The 16542-nt window shown below is 42.2% G+C and carries 8 protein-coding genes and 1 pseudogene; 8 read left to right on the top strand and 1 reads right to left on the bottom strand.

Annotated features, from left to right (window positions below):
- Window positions 1-107: 107 nt before the first annotated feature.
- The 3 genes from H6F98_RS06270 to egtB all read left to right on the top strand — a co-directional run bounded on the left by H6F98_RS06270 (window position 108) and on the right by egtB (window position 4124).
- Window positions 108-1544, top strand: a complete 1437-nt coding sequence (locus H6F98_RS06270; RefSeq protein WP_192217814.1) for an NB-ARC domain-containing protein — start codon at window positions 108-110, stop codon at window positions 1542-1544.
- Between the two features lie 539 nt (window positions 1545-2083).
- Complete coding sequence (egtC, locus tag H6F98_RS06265; RefSeq protein ID WP_192217813.1) at window positions 2084-2875, top strand: ergothioneine biosynthesis protein EgtC; 792 nt, start codon at window positions 2084-2086, stop codon at window positions 2873-2875.
- Window positions 2847-4124 (top strand): ergothioneine biosynthesis protein EgtB, encoded by a 1278-nt coding sequence (gene egtB, locus H6F98_RS06260; RefSeq protein ID WP_192217812.1) that lies wholly within the window; start codon window positions 2847-2849, stop codon window positions 4122-4124. Before egtC ends, egtB begins: the two co-directional genes overlap by 29 nt.
- 203 nt (window positions 4125-4327) lie before the next feature.
- Here egtB and H6F98_RS06255 read toward each other — a convergent pair whose 3' ends face one another.
- Entirely contained in the window at window positions 4328-5347 is a 1020-nt protein-coding gene (locus tag H6F98_RS06255; protein ID WP_192217811.1) for a rhodanese-like domain-containing protein, read from the bottom strand.
- 314 nt (window positions 5348-5661) lie between these two features.
- Between H6F98_RS06255 and H6F98_RS06250 the strand changes: the two genes are divergently transcribed.
- From H6F98_RS06250 to H6F98_RS06235, 5 genes and pseudogenes are all read left to right on the top strand, one after another.
- Complete coding sequence (locus H6F98_RS06250) at window positions 5662-5850, top strand: hypothetical protein (RefSeq protein ID WP_192217810.1); 189 nt, start codon at window positions 5662-5664, stop codon at window positions 5848-5850.
- Window positions 5851-6181: 331 nt separating this feature from the next.
- Entirely contained in the window at window positions 6182-7261 is a 1080-nt protein-coding gene (gene egtD / locus H6F98_RS06245; protein WP_192217809.1) for an L-histidine N(alpha)-methyltransferase, read from the top strand.
- A 277-nt stretch (window positions 7262-7538) separates the two neighbouring features.
- Window positions 7539-13541 (top strand): hybrid sensor histidine kinase/response regulator, encoded by a 6003-nt coding sequence (locus H6F98_RS06240; RefSeq protein WP_192217808.1) that lies wholly within the window; start codon window positions 7539-7541, stop codon window positions 13539-13541.
- A 129-nt stretch (window positions 13542-13670) separates the two neighbouring features.
- A pseudogene (locus H6F98_RS34575) lies at window positions 13671-13835 on the top strand (hypothetical protein); the annotation flags it as partial.
- 198 nt (window positions 13836-14033) lie between these two features.
- Complete coding sequence (locus H6F98_RS06235; protein WP_199348324.1) at window positions 14034-16139, top strand: response regulator; 2106 nt, start codon at window positions 14034-14036, stop codon at window positions 16137-16139.
- Window positions 16140-16542: the final 403 nt, after the last annotated feature.

The following is a 16542-nucleotide window of genomic DNA, read 5'->3' as shown; positions in this document are numbered from 1 at the left end:
ACTCTAGTTAGGTGTGATTACACCAACTTGCTTACTTAGCATGTAGGGGTGCATCCCGGCAAAAAGAGCATAAAGCCTTTCGGTGAGACTAATCAGGACTCCCCATCATGAAATCTAACGACAATCGATTTGAAGATCAGCTATTTCTAGAAGCAGCAAAGCTCTGGAATTTAGAAAAATTGTATATAGATCTGGCTGAGCAAAAACCTAGGGGCACAGGGAGGGAGACCAAACTGACACCAGTTGGAAAAGCTATCTTGCGAGGATTGTTGTGCGGTCACTCTCCGAAAAACATTGCTGCGGCTCTCCATTGGGCACCTGGAACCCTCTGCGTGGAACTAACTAAGGGGTTGTATCGATACGTCGAAACACTCACGAGTCGAGAATCAAACACACTGAAAAATTGGAGAGACATCTCCAAATGGCTCGAAGCAGCCGGATACAAAACTCCTAAGCATCGCCAGGATTGGGGTGATGCACCGGATAACTCGGTTTTCTATGGACGCACCACTGAACTAGACATCCTCAAGCAATGGATTGGAGAACAGCAGTGTCGGCTTGTAACGATCTTGGGTATGGGTGGGATTGGGAAAACGTCTCTAGCGGCAAAGCTAGCGCAAGAAATTCAGGGAGAATTTGACTACATTATCTGGCGATCGCTACGCCATTCGCCACCACTCAATCAGTTGCTTATCAACCTCATCGAATTTCTGTCCAACCAGCAGCAATGCAACTTACAACAAGACACCAAAGTTTTAATTTCTCGCTTGATAGAGTGTCTACGACAGCATCGCTGCCTAGTGATATTCGATGACACTCAAATGCTGATGCGCCGCTGCGCTCATGCTGGACAGTATCGTGAAGGATATGAGGATTACAGCGAACTCCTGACACAGGTTGCACGAGAACGGCATCAAAGCTGTTTGGTGCTTAATAGTTGGGAAAAACCCCTACAAATGGAGTTACTGGAACAAGAAACCTCCTACGTTGCCTCATTTAAACTAAGGGGGTTACTACCGGAAGAAGCCCGAAAAATATTGGCAGCAAATAGTTTATCTGGCAAGGATGAAGAATGGGAAAAACTCATTCAACTCTATCGAGGAAATCCTTTAGCATTAAATACAGTTGTTTCAACAATTAAAGATTTTTTTAATCACAGTGTATCTGAATTTTTAACTTGGAACGCTGTACTTGTTGCCGAGCCTTTGCAAGCAAAATTAATTGAGCAGTTAAATCGATTAGATGTCTCAGAAATGGAGATTATCCGCTATCTAGCGAGGAAGCGCACTCCAGTTTTGCGAGAAGAGTTGCGAAATAATATTCAGTTAGGCTCTGATTCAAAACTAATAAGTACTTTAAAATCCCTGGAACGACGGTCAATGATTGAGAAGATTACAGAAAGAAGTCAAACATTTTTCACAATCTCACCTGTAGTTATGAATGTTACTAGGGAGAATTACAAGATTGAGTTGCCCTACTCTACCTCTAGATTACTGCCCACATCCTCAAGCTACTTGATAACGAACAAATTGAGCATTGGCTAGCTATGCAAAGGACAGTCGAGGACTGCTAAATCTATTCCTTCTAGGTCGTGCCGCTACAACTATACCAATTTCAAAAATGTTTGCGACAGATAAAGAGTAGAGGAGACAGGGGAAGCAGGAGGCGCGATTTGTAGCAGTCATTAATGAAATTGGTATTACTCCACTTCCCTTGTAGGAAAGGGGTTGGGGGTTAGGTCTCTTATTTCACTCAAACAAGAAGCGGGATATGCCTTAGGTAGCAATTGTAGTCAGTTTATACAAACTTGTGTAAAGATCGCGAGAGTGAACAGATTTAAACTGTCGTGGTTCAGGGGCGCGATTGATTGCACTCTACAAGCGGGGTTGCTCTCATCGGATGCTTCCAACGAGAGGAATAACAACATCAAAGTCTCTGATAGGTTCAACACCAGTGGGATAAACTCAAAGCCTTTCCGAAAAGTCGTTTCATAGAAACCAAGCATCTTTATTTACTGTGGTTTTAACGCCTCACATCCACCTTTGGATGATTTTCATTGTGATTTAGGAGCAAACTCTTCAAAATGTGCCGATTACTTGGCTACCTTGGGCCAGCGATTCAACTTGACCAGCTACTGTATAAACCAGAACATTCGCTGGTTGTCCAGAGTTACGAACCCAAAGAGATGACTTCTGGTGCCGTCAATGCCGATGGGTTAGGAGTTGGTTGGTATCATACCGAAGCGGATACTGACCCCTTCACCTACAAAAACCTACTACCAATTTGGAATGATACGAACCTTCCTGAACTGAGCCGTTATGCCTTATCCAGATGTGTTCTGGGCTATGTCCGTAGTGCAACAGCAGGTCAAGCGTTAGATTTGAGTAACTGTCAGCCGTTTCGGGATAATCGCCTTTTATTTATCCACAACGGTTATATCGAAAAGTTCCGTTCGACACTGTATCGACCAATACGCGATCGCCTAAGTGATGCTGTTTACCAATCCATCAACGGCACTACTGACTCTGAACACATCTTCGCCCTGATTGTCAACACTTTGCAAGCCTTGCCAGATACCACAATCGCCAAGGCATTAGAAACAACATTGATGACCCTAACTGAGTTAGCAAAAGCCCATTCTGTGAGCTTTTCTGCCAATGTGGTTATCAGTGATGGACATCATCTGATCGCCAGTCGCTATGCTCATGGCACCTCTACACCTTCACTCTACTGGTTGAGGGATGACCCGATGTACCCAAATGCAGTAATTATTGCTTCTGAACCTCTATTCACTGGTAATTGGTACAGTTGTCCAGAGAGTAGCATTCTCAGTGTGGGAGAAAATCTTGAAGTCTACATCGATCAACTCGTGTAAAGACGCGATCGCATCTACCCTGCATCAGTGTCGCCTCGGTACTCTAGCTCTCTTTGAAGGCATTGATGATACAGCCTTTCGTCGGCAAGCTCATCCAGACTTTAGCCCCGTTGGTTGGCATTTAGGTCACATTGCCTTCATTGAAGCCTATTGGATACTAGAGCGTGGTGCTGGCTTAGCACCGATGTTTCCCCAATATCATAAGCTGTTTGCGGCTGATGGTTTACCCAAGTGCGAACGTGAGAACCTACCAACCTTTTCAGACGTTTGCGATTATCTGGATACTGTCAGAAGTCAAGTATTGAGCTACCTGGAAACTGCGCCTTTAGCGGAGCAAGAACGCTTGTGGCGCTTTTTGATTCAACATGAGAGCCAGCATAGTGAAATCATTGCCTTTATTTTGCAACTACAACGCTGGCATCATTTAGAACGGCATCAGGAGATGTGGGTGAGGGGACGTGCCAAACCTTTGCCTTCAGACTTGCAACCCCCAACTGAGATGCTTGAAATTCCAGCAGGTGAGTTTGAGATGGGGAACGACTCTATTGATGCCTTGGATAATGAGCGCGTACTTCATCGTGTCTACCTGGATACCTACTGGATTGACCGCTATCCCGTTACCTGCAAACAGTACCGAGTATTTATAGAGGCAGGTGGCTACCAAAATTCTCAATGGTGGTCAACGGCTGGATGGCAATGGTTGCAAGAGAATCCCGTGCAAGAACCCCTCTACTGGTCATTTGCCCCAACTTGGGATAATCACCCTGTCTGCGGTGTTAGTTGGTACGAAGCTGATGCCTATGCCCGCTTTGTTGGAAAGCGATTACCAACAGAGGCAGAATGGGAAAAAGCCGCTAGTTGGGAGGCGAAGATTGGGTGCCGTCGTACCTACCCTTGGGGAGAAGCATCACCTCAAACTCACCATTGCAACCATGATCAAACCACCCGACAAACAACACCCGTCAATGCGTATCCAGCAGGACAAAGCGCCTATGGTTGTTACGACATGCTAGGGAATGTCTGGGAGTGGACATCAAGTTGGTTTGATGGCTATGAAGGATTCGTTAGCTATCCTTATCGAGGCTATTCCCAGGTGTATTTCGACGGACAGCACCGAGTTTTGAAAGGAGGTAGTTGGGCAACTCGTCCGTGGGCAATGCGATCGAGCTTTCGCAACTGGTATTATCCAAGCATCCGTCAGATTTTGGCAGGGTTTCGCTGTGCTTATGATGCTGATGGAGCCAACTAATCGCTACGTGTCATGGAGCGGTTACAAAGAAAGGCTCTAGGGCAGGATGTAAAGGGCAGAAGGAAAGAAGCACCAAGTGAAACTTTAGTTGTGGGGTTTAAAGCCCACTTTTGATAATTATTCTTTTCGAGATGCACAGCACAAAGAAACAAGGCATCAAGAGTTCAATCCCACGTTTCTAAGCGTGGGTTACCTTCTGCCCTCTACCTCCTGACTTCTGCCTTCTGAATCTCTTGCTTCCATGTCTTAATTCCGCCTTTGATTTGAGTTCCTTTGATTCCCGCCTTTTTTAGCAAGATTAGTGCCCTAGCAGAATCTTTGCTCGATGTGCCATAGGTTATCAATTGGCGACCTTTGAGCAGTGACTTAATTTTGGCAGTACCTTTTCCCTTTTCAATGTCTGTTAATGGTACAAGTACTGCCCCTGGAAGATGAGAAACGTCATACTCGTTTTTGTCACGAACATCCACTAGCACGTAATTCTTCGACTTGCGATCGATCAACTGCTTGAGTTGTTTAACATTGATCTGAGGTACCTTGGCTTCCTGAACCGCGTACCCCAAAATTGGCAAATCTGACGCATACTCTAACGGTACACCAGCTTCAATGACTGGTCTAAGCAAATCCGGGTCTTGACGCACAGCAAACACAGAAGCGACTACTCCTACTGCGATGACAACGCCACAACTAGACAATAACAGTGGCATTTTAGATCGTGACTTAACCGGGATGAGTTGAGGTCGAGACATATCCTCTAGGGAGTACTGAGGAATCGCTGGATCGATTTCTTGGCTCCATGCGTCAAGACCACCTGTGACATTAATACCAGATATTCCTTCTTCCTTAAGTAGGGCAAGCGTTTTTGCTGAGCGCACACCCATCTTACAGATGACAATTAAGTGAGGAGTATTGTCTGGGCTAGCATTACGCTTGTCTTCCAGCAATTGTTTAATTTTTGCAATGCCTTCTCCATTTTGGATTTGTGGAAAAGGAACGAGAACCCACCCCGGAAGCTGAGCAATTTCGTGTTCATTGGGGTTACGAACATCCACTAGCACTAAACTTTTTGTCCGAGCATCAAGTAGTTCCTTCAGTTCTTGTACACTAATTTGGGGAACTTGTGATTGCAATAGCTGATTCCCAACAAGCGATTCCCCTGAGACTTTGCCTACAAACCCATTACTGAGATTTGATTTCAACAGATTTATTTTGGAATCCATCATGGTGGGTTTAGTCCTTCCCTCGCTAAATACAATTAGACTTTAGAAAATAAATATGACCTGAAATCCTAGTGATGTACCTACTATAAGTAGCTTTGTTTACAGATGTAACCTACCGCCTTGTAAAACAAAGCCTGATAGCTATAGGTTAATCACACCATGCAAATATACCGATATTTACTATAAATTATTATTGAATGCTTTACAAAAAAACTCCTTGTTTGAAGTAGGAGTGAAATAACATTTTTAAGAGAAATAAATCAACACAGAAATGTTATATGACTGTACAGGTTTTTAAATAGTTGTAGGAATTTCCAATGCAACATTCATTAAGAATTTTTGCACTCCTCAACCTGCCTCTCCATCACCTCATTACCCCATTAATGAGAGCGTTTATTAGAGACTTACCTTTGAGGACGCTCCCTATCACCTTATTCTCCCACCAAGCGAAACAGGCTTTCTTAAATATTCAGCAGTTTAATCAAGATGCACTGGATTTCCAGTAGGTAGCTTTGATGCAGTAATAGCCGGATACTGGGCGAAAAATTGATGACAAATGCCTAGTTTTGGTAGTTGAGCAACCCACTCATGGACGATACTTTGAAATGTTTATCTTGGTATTATCCAAGTTTATGCCAGATTTTTCGGCTTTGCACTGTACTGGCAGTATTAATTGCTTGTGGCGTAATTAGCCTTGTTTAGTCACCGTTAATTTAGTCTTTACGGAGTCATAACCCTGTTGAGCTAAAGACAACAAACAAGTTAAGGGCTTGAGCTGAAACCTAGTAAGCAAGGTGTTTCAGTCAACTTGTAATGTAATTGTAGGGAAGAAATGCAATGAGAAATCTCAATCAGAGTGCAGCTAGCTTAAGTGAAACTTACCGTAAGCAACACGCTAAACCAGAAGAACGCTTACAGATTAAACAGTTAGTTAATCCTATAGCCTCCTCAGATGCTCACATCAATTCTGGTAATGATGTGATTAAAGGGTTAACTCAAACTCCTAAATCACTACCACCACACTATTTCTATGATGACCGGGGTTCCGAGCTTTTTGAACAAATTTGTGACTTGCCAGAATATTACCCCACTCGGACAGAAGCGTCGATTCTACAGCAGTATGCTGGTGAAATTGCTCAAATCACTGGTGCTTGTGAATTAGTAGAATTGGGTAGTGGTAGTTCAACAAAAACTCGCCTGTTGCTCGATGCTTACGAAGCACTGGATTATCCATTACGCTATTTACCAATCGATGTTAGTGCCGGAATTCTAGAAAGCAGTGCGCGACAGTTGCTATTAGATTATCCTTCGCTTCAAGTGCAAGGTTTAGTTAGCACTTATGAATTGGCGCTTAAACAGCTTATACCCACTCAACTACCAGCGCGAATGATTTTTTTCTTGGGTAGTACGTTGGGTAATCTTAATCCTCAAGAGTGTGATGTCTTTTTCTCACAGATTACAACGGCTCTAAATGTTGGGGAGTATTTCTTGCTAGGAGTTGATTTACAAAAGTCAAAAGAGTTGTTAGAAGCGGCTTACAACGATAGTCAGGGAGTAACGGCTGAATTTAATCTGAATATACTAGAGCATCTGAACCGACGCTTTAATGGTAATTTTGATACCCAACTCTTTAAACATTGGGCATTTTATAATGAAAAGCTCAATCAAATTGAGATGCATCTGCGAAGTTTGAAGACACATCAGGTTAGATTAGAAGAAATTGACCTGACAGTTCCTTTTGAAACTGATGAAACCATAATGACGGAAATCTCTCGCAAGTTTGACTTGGATGTTATACAACAGGAACTCCAAGCAAAGGGTTTAAAACCAATCAAAGTCTGGACTGACTCAAAACGCTGGTTTGGTTTGTTACTTTGCCAATTGCAACCATCGGCATTTACCCGTGTTGCTGATTAGTAGTAAAAGTTTTAGTATCTTTACTGAAATTAGGCGATCGCATCCTCACACCTTGAAGCAGAAAGCGTAAGCTGTAGATGCGATCGCTTAATTTTACACCTTTCCCGCTAGAAGACTATCAATAAAGAACCAGAGGCTGGGGATTGGCGATCGAAAGAAGACTGCATTAGAGAATCTTACGGTGGGAAGGCGGTGGCGATTGGAAACTCTCGCAACATAGCTGAGGGGAATCTACTAGCTTATCGTCTCTTGCCCCTATTAATCTCAGAAGACAACGATGAACACGGTACTTGCTGGTTATAACGTTATTGAAACTATTTATGAAGGGTTTACGACTTGTGTTTATCGTGCATTGAAGGAGACAGACTTTACATCTGTAATCATTAAAACTCTCAAATCTCCATATCCTACTTTGGAAGAAGTCACTCGTTTAAGACATGAATATAAAATTCTTCAATCTCTTAACGCAGAAGGAATCATTAAACCGATAGCCCTAGACCATTACCAAAATACATTATTGCTAATTTTATCAGATTTTGAAGGAGAGAGCCTCAAGACAACCATCAACACCCATAAATTTAAATCAATATCATTTCTACAAATTGCTATTAAAATTGCTTCCACACTCTCAGTGTTGCATCAAAACAATATTATTCATAAAGACATTAAGCCTCACAATATTTTAGTCAACACCCAAAGCAACCAAGTTAAACTGATCGACTTTAGCATTTCATCACGCTTATCCAGAGAAAATCAAGCGATTAGCAATCCCAGAGAGATTGAAGGAACTCTCACTTATATGTCACCGGAGCAAACCGGACGGATGAATCGCTCAATTGATTATCGAAGTGACTTTTACTCCTTAGGTGTTACCTTCTATGAAATGCTAACGGGACAGGTTCCATTTCAGGCGACTGACCCTTTGGAATTAGTTCATTGCCATATTGCAAAAACATCAGTATCGCCAAAAGAACTGAATCCAGAGATTCCCCAAGCAGTTTCTGACATCGTAATGAAATTATTAGCCAAAATGGCTGAAGACCGATACCAAAATGCCTTAGGACTAAAAGCTGACTTAGAAACTTGCTTAAAGATGCTACAAGAGTCTGGTGAAATTTCCCACTTCAGTATTGGTCAGTTAGATTTATATAGCCAATTTCTCCTACCGCAAAAACTTTATGGTCGCGATAGAGAAGTTAGTACTTTGATGGCTGTCTTTGAACGAGTCAGTCTGGGGGCGACTGAGATGGTATTAATCAGCGGTTATTCGGGAATTGGTAAATCATCTTTAGTCAATGAAGTACATAAACCCATTGTGGGTAAGCGAGGTTATTCTATTTCCGGTAAGTTTGACCAATTCAAGCGAAATATTCCTTATGCGTCTTTGATTCAAGCCTTTCAAGAATTGATGCAGCAGTTGTTAACGGAAAGTGATGACAAAATAGCAGTTTGGAAAGCTAAGCTTTTAGCAGCCTTTGGTCTTAATGGTCAGGTTATCATTGATGTTATTCCTGAAGTTGAACGCATTGTTGGTTCTCAGCCACAGGTTCCGCAATTAGGACCGACTGAATCCCAAAACCGATTCCATCGAATATTTCAAAAATTCATTCATGTATTCACGAAAAAAGAACATCCTCTCGTTCTCTTTCTCGATGACTTGCAGTGGGTAGATTTAGCGTCTCTGAAGTTAATTAAACTACTTACCTGTGACTCAGGTAGTGAATATCTGTTGCTGATTGGTGCATACCGAGATAACGAAGTTAGTGCGACTCATCCGCTGATGTTGACCTTAGAGGAAATTCAAAAATCTGGTGTAGCTGTCAATAATATCGTTCTCCAACCTTTGGAGATTACTCATGTTAAGCAATTAATCAGCGATACTCTCCGTACTGATCTAGAAAAGTCAAAGCCATTAGCTGAGTTAGTTTTTAAGAAAACTCAAGGGAATCCCTTCTTCTTAACTCAGTTGCTCAAATCTCTCTACCAGGAAAACTTGTTGTATTTTAATTTCACCCAAGGGTCTTGGGAGTGGGACATCGATGGCTTACAAAACATTGATATCTCAGAGAATGTTGTCGAATTGATGGTCAGCCAAATTCAAAAGCTGTCACACAAGGCACAGAATGTCTTGAAGTTAGCGGCTTGCATTGGAGACAAGTTTACTTTAGATATCTTAGCTATTGTCAGTGAGAAATCTCAGTCAGAAACCGCAAAGGATTTGTGGGAAGCACTACAATCCGGTTTGATTCTACCTCTTTCTGAGGCTTATAAAATTCCACTGGCGTTTGACTTAGAAGTCTCTCCTACTCAGCAGATTCAGCAATTAAAAGTTGGCTATAAATTTCTGCATGACCGTGTGCAACAAGCGGCTTATTGCCTCATCCCAAATTCGCTCCAAAAAAAAACTCATCTAAAAATCGGTCAGTTACTACTACGAAAAACTACGATTGAAGAACGAAAGAACAATATCTTTGCTTTAGTCAACCAACTCAATTCCGGTAGCGACTTACTTACCTTAGATTTAGAAAAATATGAGCTAGCTGAACTGAATCTCATAGCTGGTCAGAAGGCAAAAGCAGCGACAGCTTATGAGTCTGCTATCCGCTATCTAAAGGTGGGTTTGAGCCTACTGCAAGCTTCTAGCTGGCATCAGCGTTATGAACTCACTTTAGCTCTACATCAGGAAGCCGCAGAAGTAGCATTTCTTAATGGTGATTTTGAGCAAATGGAGCAACTAGCGGCGGTAGTGCTGCAACAAGCCAAAACGCAGTTGGATAAAGTGAAAACTTATGAGGTACAAATTAAAACCTGTGAAGTTCAAAGAAAACTACTCGAAGCCGTGAAGCTTGGTCTGCAAGTTCTGGACATACTGGACGTGAAACTCCCTGAATCACCGACTTCATTAGATATTCAGCAAGCTATCAAGACAACAACAGAAAATTTGGCAGGGAAAGGCATAGACGATTTAATTCATCTGCCGCCAATGACAGATACAAAGAAGCTGGCAGCCTTTCGACTCATAGCCAGTTTAGTTCCTGCTGCCTACCAATCTGCACCTGAACTATTTATCTTGATGGCTTGCCAGCAAGTCAATTTATCCGTTCAATATGGAAATAATCCTTTATCAGCTAGTGGGTTTGCTGATTATGGAGTAGTTTTCAGCGGGTTGTTACAAGATATTGAAGCTAGTTATAAATTTGGGCAATTGGCTTTAAACCTATTAGAACGTTTAGCTGTTCATGAGACTAGAAGCCAGACGTTGTTTAAGGTTGCAACGTTTATTATACCCTGGAAACATCACGTCAGAGAAACTTTACCACTTTTAGAAGATGCCTACTCCAGCGGATTGGAGAATGGAGATTTAGCACATACTGGATATTCAGGAACTAATAAGTGTCAACACGCCTATTGGAGCGGTTCGGAGTTAAAAAGCCTGGAACAGGAAATGGCTAGATATGGTGATGCGATCGCACACATCCATCAAGAAGCGGCATTAACGTGGCATCAAATATTTCATCAGGCAGTTTCAAACTTATTGGGATTCGCTGAAAATCCTTGCCGTTTAATTGGTGAGGCTTACAATGAAGAGCAATTATTACCACTTCATATTGAAGCCAAAGAGCGGACAGCAACACATTATGTATTTCTTAATAAATTAATTTTGTGTTACCTGTTTGGTGAGTTTTCTCAAGCTGTAGAAAATGCAATTAAAGCTGAACAGTATTTGTACGGTGTTAAAGGTTCTTTAGTTGTCCCATTGTTCTATTTCTACGACTCTTTAGCACAACTAGCGATTTATCCATCATCACCACACTCACAACAAGAACACCTCTTGAGGAAAGTGATGAATAACCAGGAAAAAATGCGAAACTGGGCAGACCATGCTCCAATGAATTTTCAGCATAAATACGAGCTTGTAGAGGCAGAGAAATCACGAGTCTTGGGTGAATATTGGCAAGCGATGGATTATTATGACCGAGCTATTGCTGGAGCGAAGGAGCAGGGATATATTCAGGAAGAAGCACTCATCAATGAACTGGCAGCAAAGTTTTATTTTGAGTGTGGTAGGGAAAAAGTAGCTCAGGTCTATTTTGCTGATGCTTACTATGGATATCTTCGCTGGGGAGCAACGGCAAAAGTCAATGATTTAGAAGCAAGATACCCTCATATTTTTCCTCAATTACCAAAGCAAGAGAGCCAAGATTTAGAGATGAACCGGACAGTTAGCTCTACGACTACAGCTAGTGTCGGCTCTCTGGATTTAGCCGCAGTTATCAAAGCGTCACAAGCCCTCTCCGGCGAAATTGTTCTCGAAAATCTCCTGACTAAGCTAATGCGAAATGTCATGGAAAATGCTGGAGCCGAAATAGGATTCTTAATTTTAGAGAAAGCCGAGCAATTAATCATAGAAGCCTCAAGTTTCGGGCAGGGTGAGATAACGGGACAGGAATCGACACCCATAGAAACTAGTCAGCAGCTCCCCCTATCTATCATCAATTATGTGCGAACCACTCAGGAGAATGTCGTACTGAACGACGCTAGTAGTGAGGGAGTATTTACAACAGATAGCTATATCAGCAACAAAAAACCAAAATCTATTTTATGCACACCAATTGTGCATCAAGGTAAACTCATTGGCATCCTTTATTTAGAAAATAACTTAACCACTAGCGCCTTCACCTTAGAGCGGCTGGAAGTTTTACAACTTTTATCCTCTCAAGCTGCAATTTCGCTTGAGAATGCGCGTCTCTATAATGATTTAGAAGAATCTAACCGAACACTAGAAGTAAAAGTAAAAGAACGAACGCAGGAGTTACAGGAAGAAATTCGCGTTAGCGAAGCCGCCGCAAGGCATCGCAAACGAGCCGAAGCCGCCGCTAAATCTGCAAACCGCGCCAAGAGCGAGTTCTTGGCGAACATGAGTCATGAACTGAGAACCCCACTCAATGGCATTTTGGGCTATACCCAAATTCTCAAAAAAGATAAAACATTAACTAACCAGCAACAAAATGGTATTGGCATCATTCATCAATGTGGCGAACATCTGCTCACACTCATTAATGACATTTTAGACCTCTCGAAAATTGAAGCCCGGAAAATGGAACTTTATCCAAAAGATTTCAATTTTCCTGAATTTCTTGAGGGAATTGCTGAAATATGTCGGGTTCGGGCAGAGCAAAAGGGAACTTCATTACTCTACCAAACGCTTTCTCCACTTCCAAAAGCGATTCGAGCTGATGATAAACGCTTGCGGCAAGTTTTAATTAACTTACTTAGCAATGCTGTCAAGTTTACAGAAGAAGGCAGCATAACATTCAAAGTTGGGTATCAGGAGGGTAAACTCCGGTTTCAAGTAGAAGATACAGGAGTTGGCATTGCACCAGAGCAATTAGAAGAAATCTTTTTGCCATTCCAGCAGGTGGGTGAAGATAGGCGTAAAACAGAAGGAACGGGACTGGGACTAGCAATTAGCCGTCAACTAGTCCGGATGATGGGCGGTGAATTGAAAGTAAAGAGTACCTTAGGACAAGGAAGTGTTTTCTGGGTGGATCTGGATTTGCCTGAGATACCCCATCGCGCTGATATTGCCAAGACGCATAAAGGCAACATCATTGGTTTTAAAGGTTCTAAGCCGAAGGTTTTGGTAGTAGATGACAAGTGGGCAAACCGCTCTGTCTTAGTCAATCTATTAGAGCCTATAGGATTTGAAGTTGTTGAAGCGATTGATGGTCGAGATGGCTTGAATAAAGCGCGTGAGTTTAAGCCCAACGTAATATTCATGGATTTGGTCATGAATGTGATGGATGGCTTTGAAGCAACCCGTCGCCTCAGGATGTTACCAGATTTAATAAATGTAGTAGTGATTGCCATCTCCGCTAGCGTTTTTAATTTTGATCAGCAGCAGAGTCGAGAAGTCGGCTGCGATGATTTTTTGCCCAAGCCAGTTCGGGAGTCAGACCTTTTAGAAAAATTACGACTTCACTTAAAATTAGAATGGATTTATGAAGAAACAAGAGACGAAAGGCAGGCTGCAAATCAGGCTAATTCAAGCTCAGAAACTCAAAATCAAAAACTGATACCTCCCCCTATTAAGGAATTAGATACTTTAATAGATTTAGCCATGAGAGGTGACCTCAGGGGTATCATCGAGCAAACCACAAGACTAGAGGCGTTAGAGCCGCAATGGATACCCTTTACAAACCATCTTCGTCAACTCGCCAAAGCCTTTAAAAGTAAGCAAGTCCTAGAATTTCTTAAACACTATCAGAGGAAAGACTGAGTGGTGATAATTAAGTAGGCACAATTAAACAGAACTTGTCGTTTCAGGGGCTAGGGACTTGTGAGAAGTTGAGCAGGCAAAGTTTTCTAGTGCAAGAAGGCAGAAGGCAGCAGGCTCAAGGGCAGAAGGAAAGAAACCGGATTAGCAATAAGCCATCAATTAGTCCAGATGATGGATGGCAAACTGAACGTGAAGAGTACCTTAGGAAAAGGAACTATTTTCTCTCTGGATTTAGATTTCCCTGAAGTTTCCCACCACGCTAATATTACTAATATAGAGGAAAACAACGTTTGATCAGCAGCAGAGTCGAACAGTCAGTTGCAATGATTTTCTCGCTAAGCCAGTGCGAAAGACAGAGCTTAAAAAAAAATTACGGATTTACTTGAATCTGGAATGAATTTACGAAGAGGCAAGAGAAAGACTATTCCCTAAAGACTCCGGACGTAGAGGGAAACAAATCGTGGAATTTCTCAAACAATACAAGAGGTAAGAATGAGTGTTGGTACTACAAATAAAGGCGTTATTTTAATCGTCGATGATACACCCACAAATTTGGAGGTACTGTTCGATTTTTTAGCTGATTCTGGTTTTAAAGTTTTGGTGGCTGAGGATGGTGAAACGGCAATTGAAAGAGTAGAATATGCTCCCCCTGATTTGGTTTTATTGGACATCCTAATGCCTGGAATGGACGGCTTTGAAACTTGCCGTTGCCTGAAAGCCAATGAACGAACAAAAGATGTTCCCGTAATTTTTATGACTGCCCTATCCGAGACAGTGGATAAGGTCAGAGGTTTAAATCTTGGTGCAGTAGATTACATCACTAAGCCGCTTCAGCATGAAGAAGTTATAGCTCGAATCCAGCTTCATTTGAGTCTCCAGAAACTGACTAAAACACTAAAAGAGCAAAATCTGCGTCTAGAACAGGAAATTCAAGAACGTAAGCGTTCCGACCAAAAAATTCGTGAACAAGCAGCGCTACTGGATATCACAACGGATGCGATTTTTGTTCAAGACTTAGAAAATCAAATTTTATATTGGAACAAAGGGGCTGAACGTCTCTACGGATGGAAGGCAGAAGAAGCAATTGGTAAAGAGGTTGAAGAGCTTTTATATTGGGACTCATTGCCTCAACTGCAACATAACCTGAACAGTTTAACCCAGAAAGGTGAGTGGCAAGGGGAGTTACATCAACTCACAAAAGCTGGCAAGGAAATTGTTGTTGCGACACGCTGGACGCTAGTGCGTGATGAAGATGGGCAACCTAAATCAATCCTGAGTGTCAATACAGATGTAACTGAGAAAAAACAACTTGAAGCCCAATTTCATCGCGCTCAGAGGCTAGAGAGCATTGGAACGCTGGCTAGTGGTATTGCCCATGACTTGAACAATGTGCTTGCCCCGATTCTAATGACGGTGCAACTTTTGCAGCAAAAACTCAAAGATCAGCAAAGCCAAAAGTGGCTCAATATACTGGAAACGAATGCTAAACGGGGAGCCGAATTAGTAAAGCAGGTTCTCTCATTTGCTAGAGGGATGGCTGGCGATCGCAAAATCCTACAAGTTGCTCACTTAATTTTAGAAGTAGAGAAGGTTGCTAAACATACGTTCTCTAAATCTATTGAAATTCAGGTAGATACATCAGCCCAGAAACTTTGGCCGATTTTGGGTGACCCAACTCAACTCCAACAAGTCCTGATGAATCTTTGTGTTAACGCCCAGGATGCGATGCCAAATGGCGGAACGCTTAGCATCGTGGCTGAAAATATTTGGATTGATGAACCCTATACTAAGTTCAATATTGAGGCAAAAGTTGGCTCTTATATTGTACTCACAGTCTCCGATACAGGGATTGGCATTCCTGAGGAAACACTTGAGAGAATCTTTGACCCATTTTTCACAACAAAAGCTATTGACAAAGGAACAGGGCTTGGTCTTTCAACAGTAATGGGTATTGTTAAAAGCTATGGTGGATTTATCAATGTTCATAGCCAAGTCGGAAAAGGAACACAATTTAAGATTTACTTGCCAGCATTAGAGAAAACTGAAATCCAAACCCCACAAGATAGAGTCGATACTCTACCTATAGGTAATGGGGAATTAATCCTTGTTGCTGATGATGAAACCTCGATTAGAGAGATTATAAAAACTTTACTAGAAGCGTTCAAATACCGCGTCCTCCTGGCTAACGACGGAATCGAAGCGATCGCTTTATACGCACAGCACAAAGAAGAAATCTCTGTAGTCTTACTCGATCTGATGATGCCATCTTTGGATGGTTCGACCACAATTCGCACCCTGCATAAAATGAATCCGCAGGTCAAGATTATTGCTAGCAGTGGACTGATGTCGAATCATGAAATAATTCAAACTCTTGATAATAGTGTCGAAGCCTTCCTACAAAAGCCCTACACCTCAGATGACTTGTTGAAAAAGTTACAGCTAGTTCTCAATGAAAGCGATTCCTCATTTAAGCTGAATGTTACTGACTTGAGCGAAGAGCAGTCGTTTGTAGAAAAACCCAGTTTGGGGGGTTTCCCCCCAAGCCCCCCATTGGGGGACAAGCGTCTCCCCCAAACCCCCCGCGCAAGGATTGATTGATTGTGATGAAGTTTTGTAAGTCAGTGTTGTAGGGTGCGTCGCGACGCACCCTAAAAACCAAGTTGCTGCGTAATCTATGAGATAGAGGCTCTGTACTGAAGGGGTGACGAGTAAGCTGGAAGCTTGATAAGTCAAGATTTCTACCCCATTAACCTACGCCAAGATGTCAGCTTATTGACAGGATTGTTGAGAATGAGCTGTTGAACTCCCTGCTCTTGATAATGATAATCACTTACGAGGGGAGGGAGGGCGAGGTGTACCTCGCCCTCCCAGATTGATTGATTTTACTGTTGAAAAAATAGGGGAATTAGAAAGCTGTTTGGATCACAGCCATAGCCCTCAAACCTTTTTGAAAAAATCTTCGCTTATTCGGTCGAATAATCATCAAATTCCTCAGCCAATC

This window comes from Microcoleus sp. FACHB-SPT15 (assembly GCF_014849525.1).
Taxonomy (GTDB): domain Bacteria; phylum Cyanobacteriota; class Cyanobacteriia; order Cyanobacteriales; family Coleofasciculaceae; genus Symplocastrum; species Symplocastrum torsivum.
The sequence above is the reverse complement of the archived record's forward strand: the minus strand, read 5'-3'. Positions and strand labels throughout refer to the sequence as shown.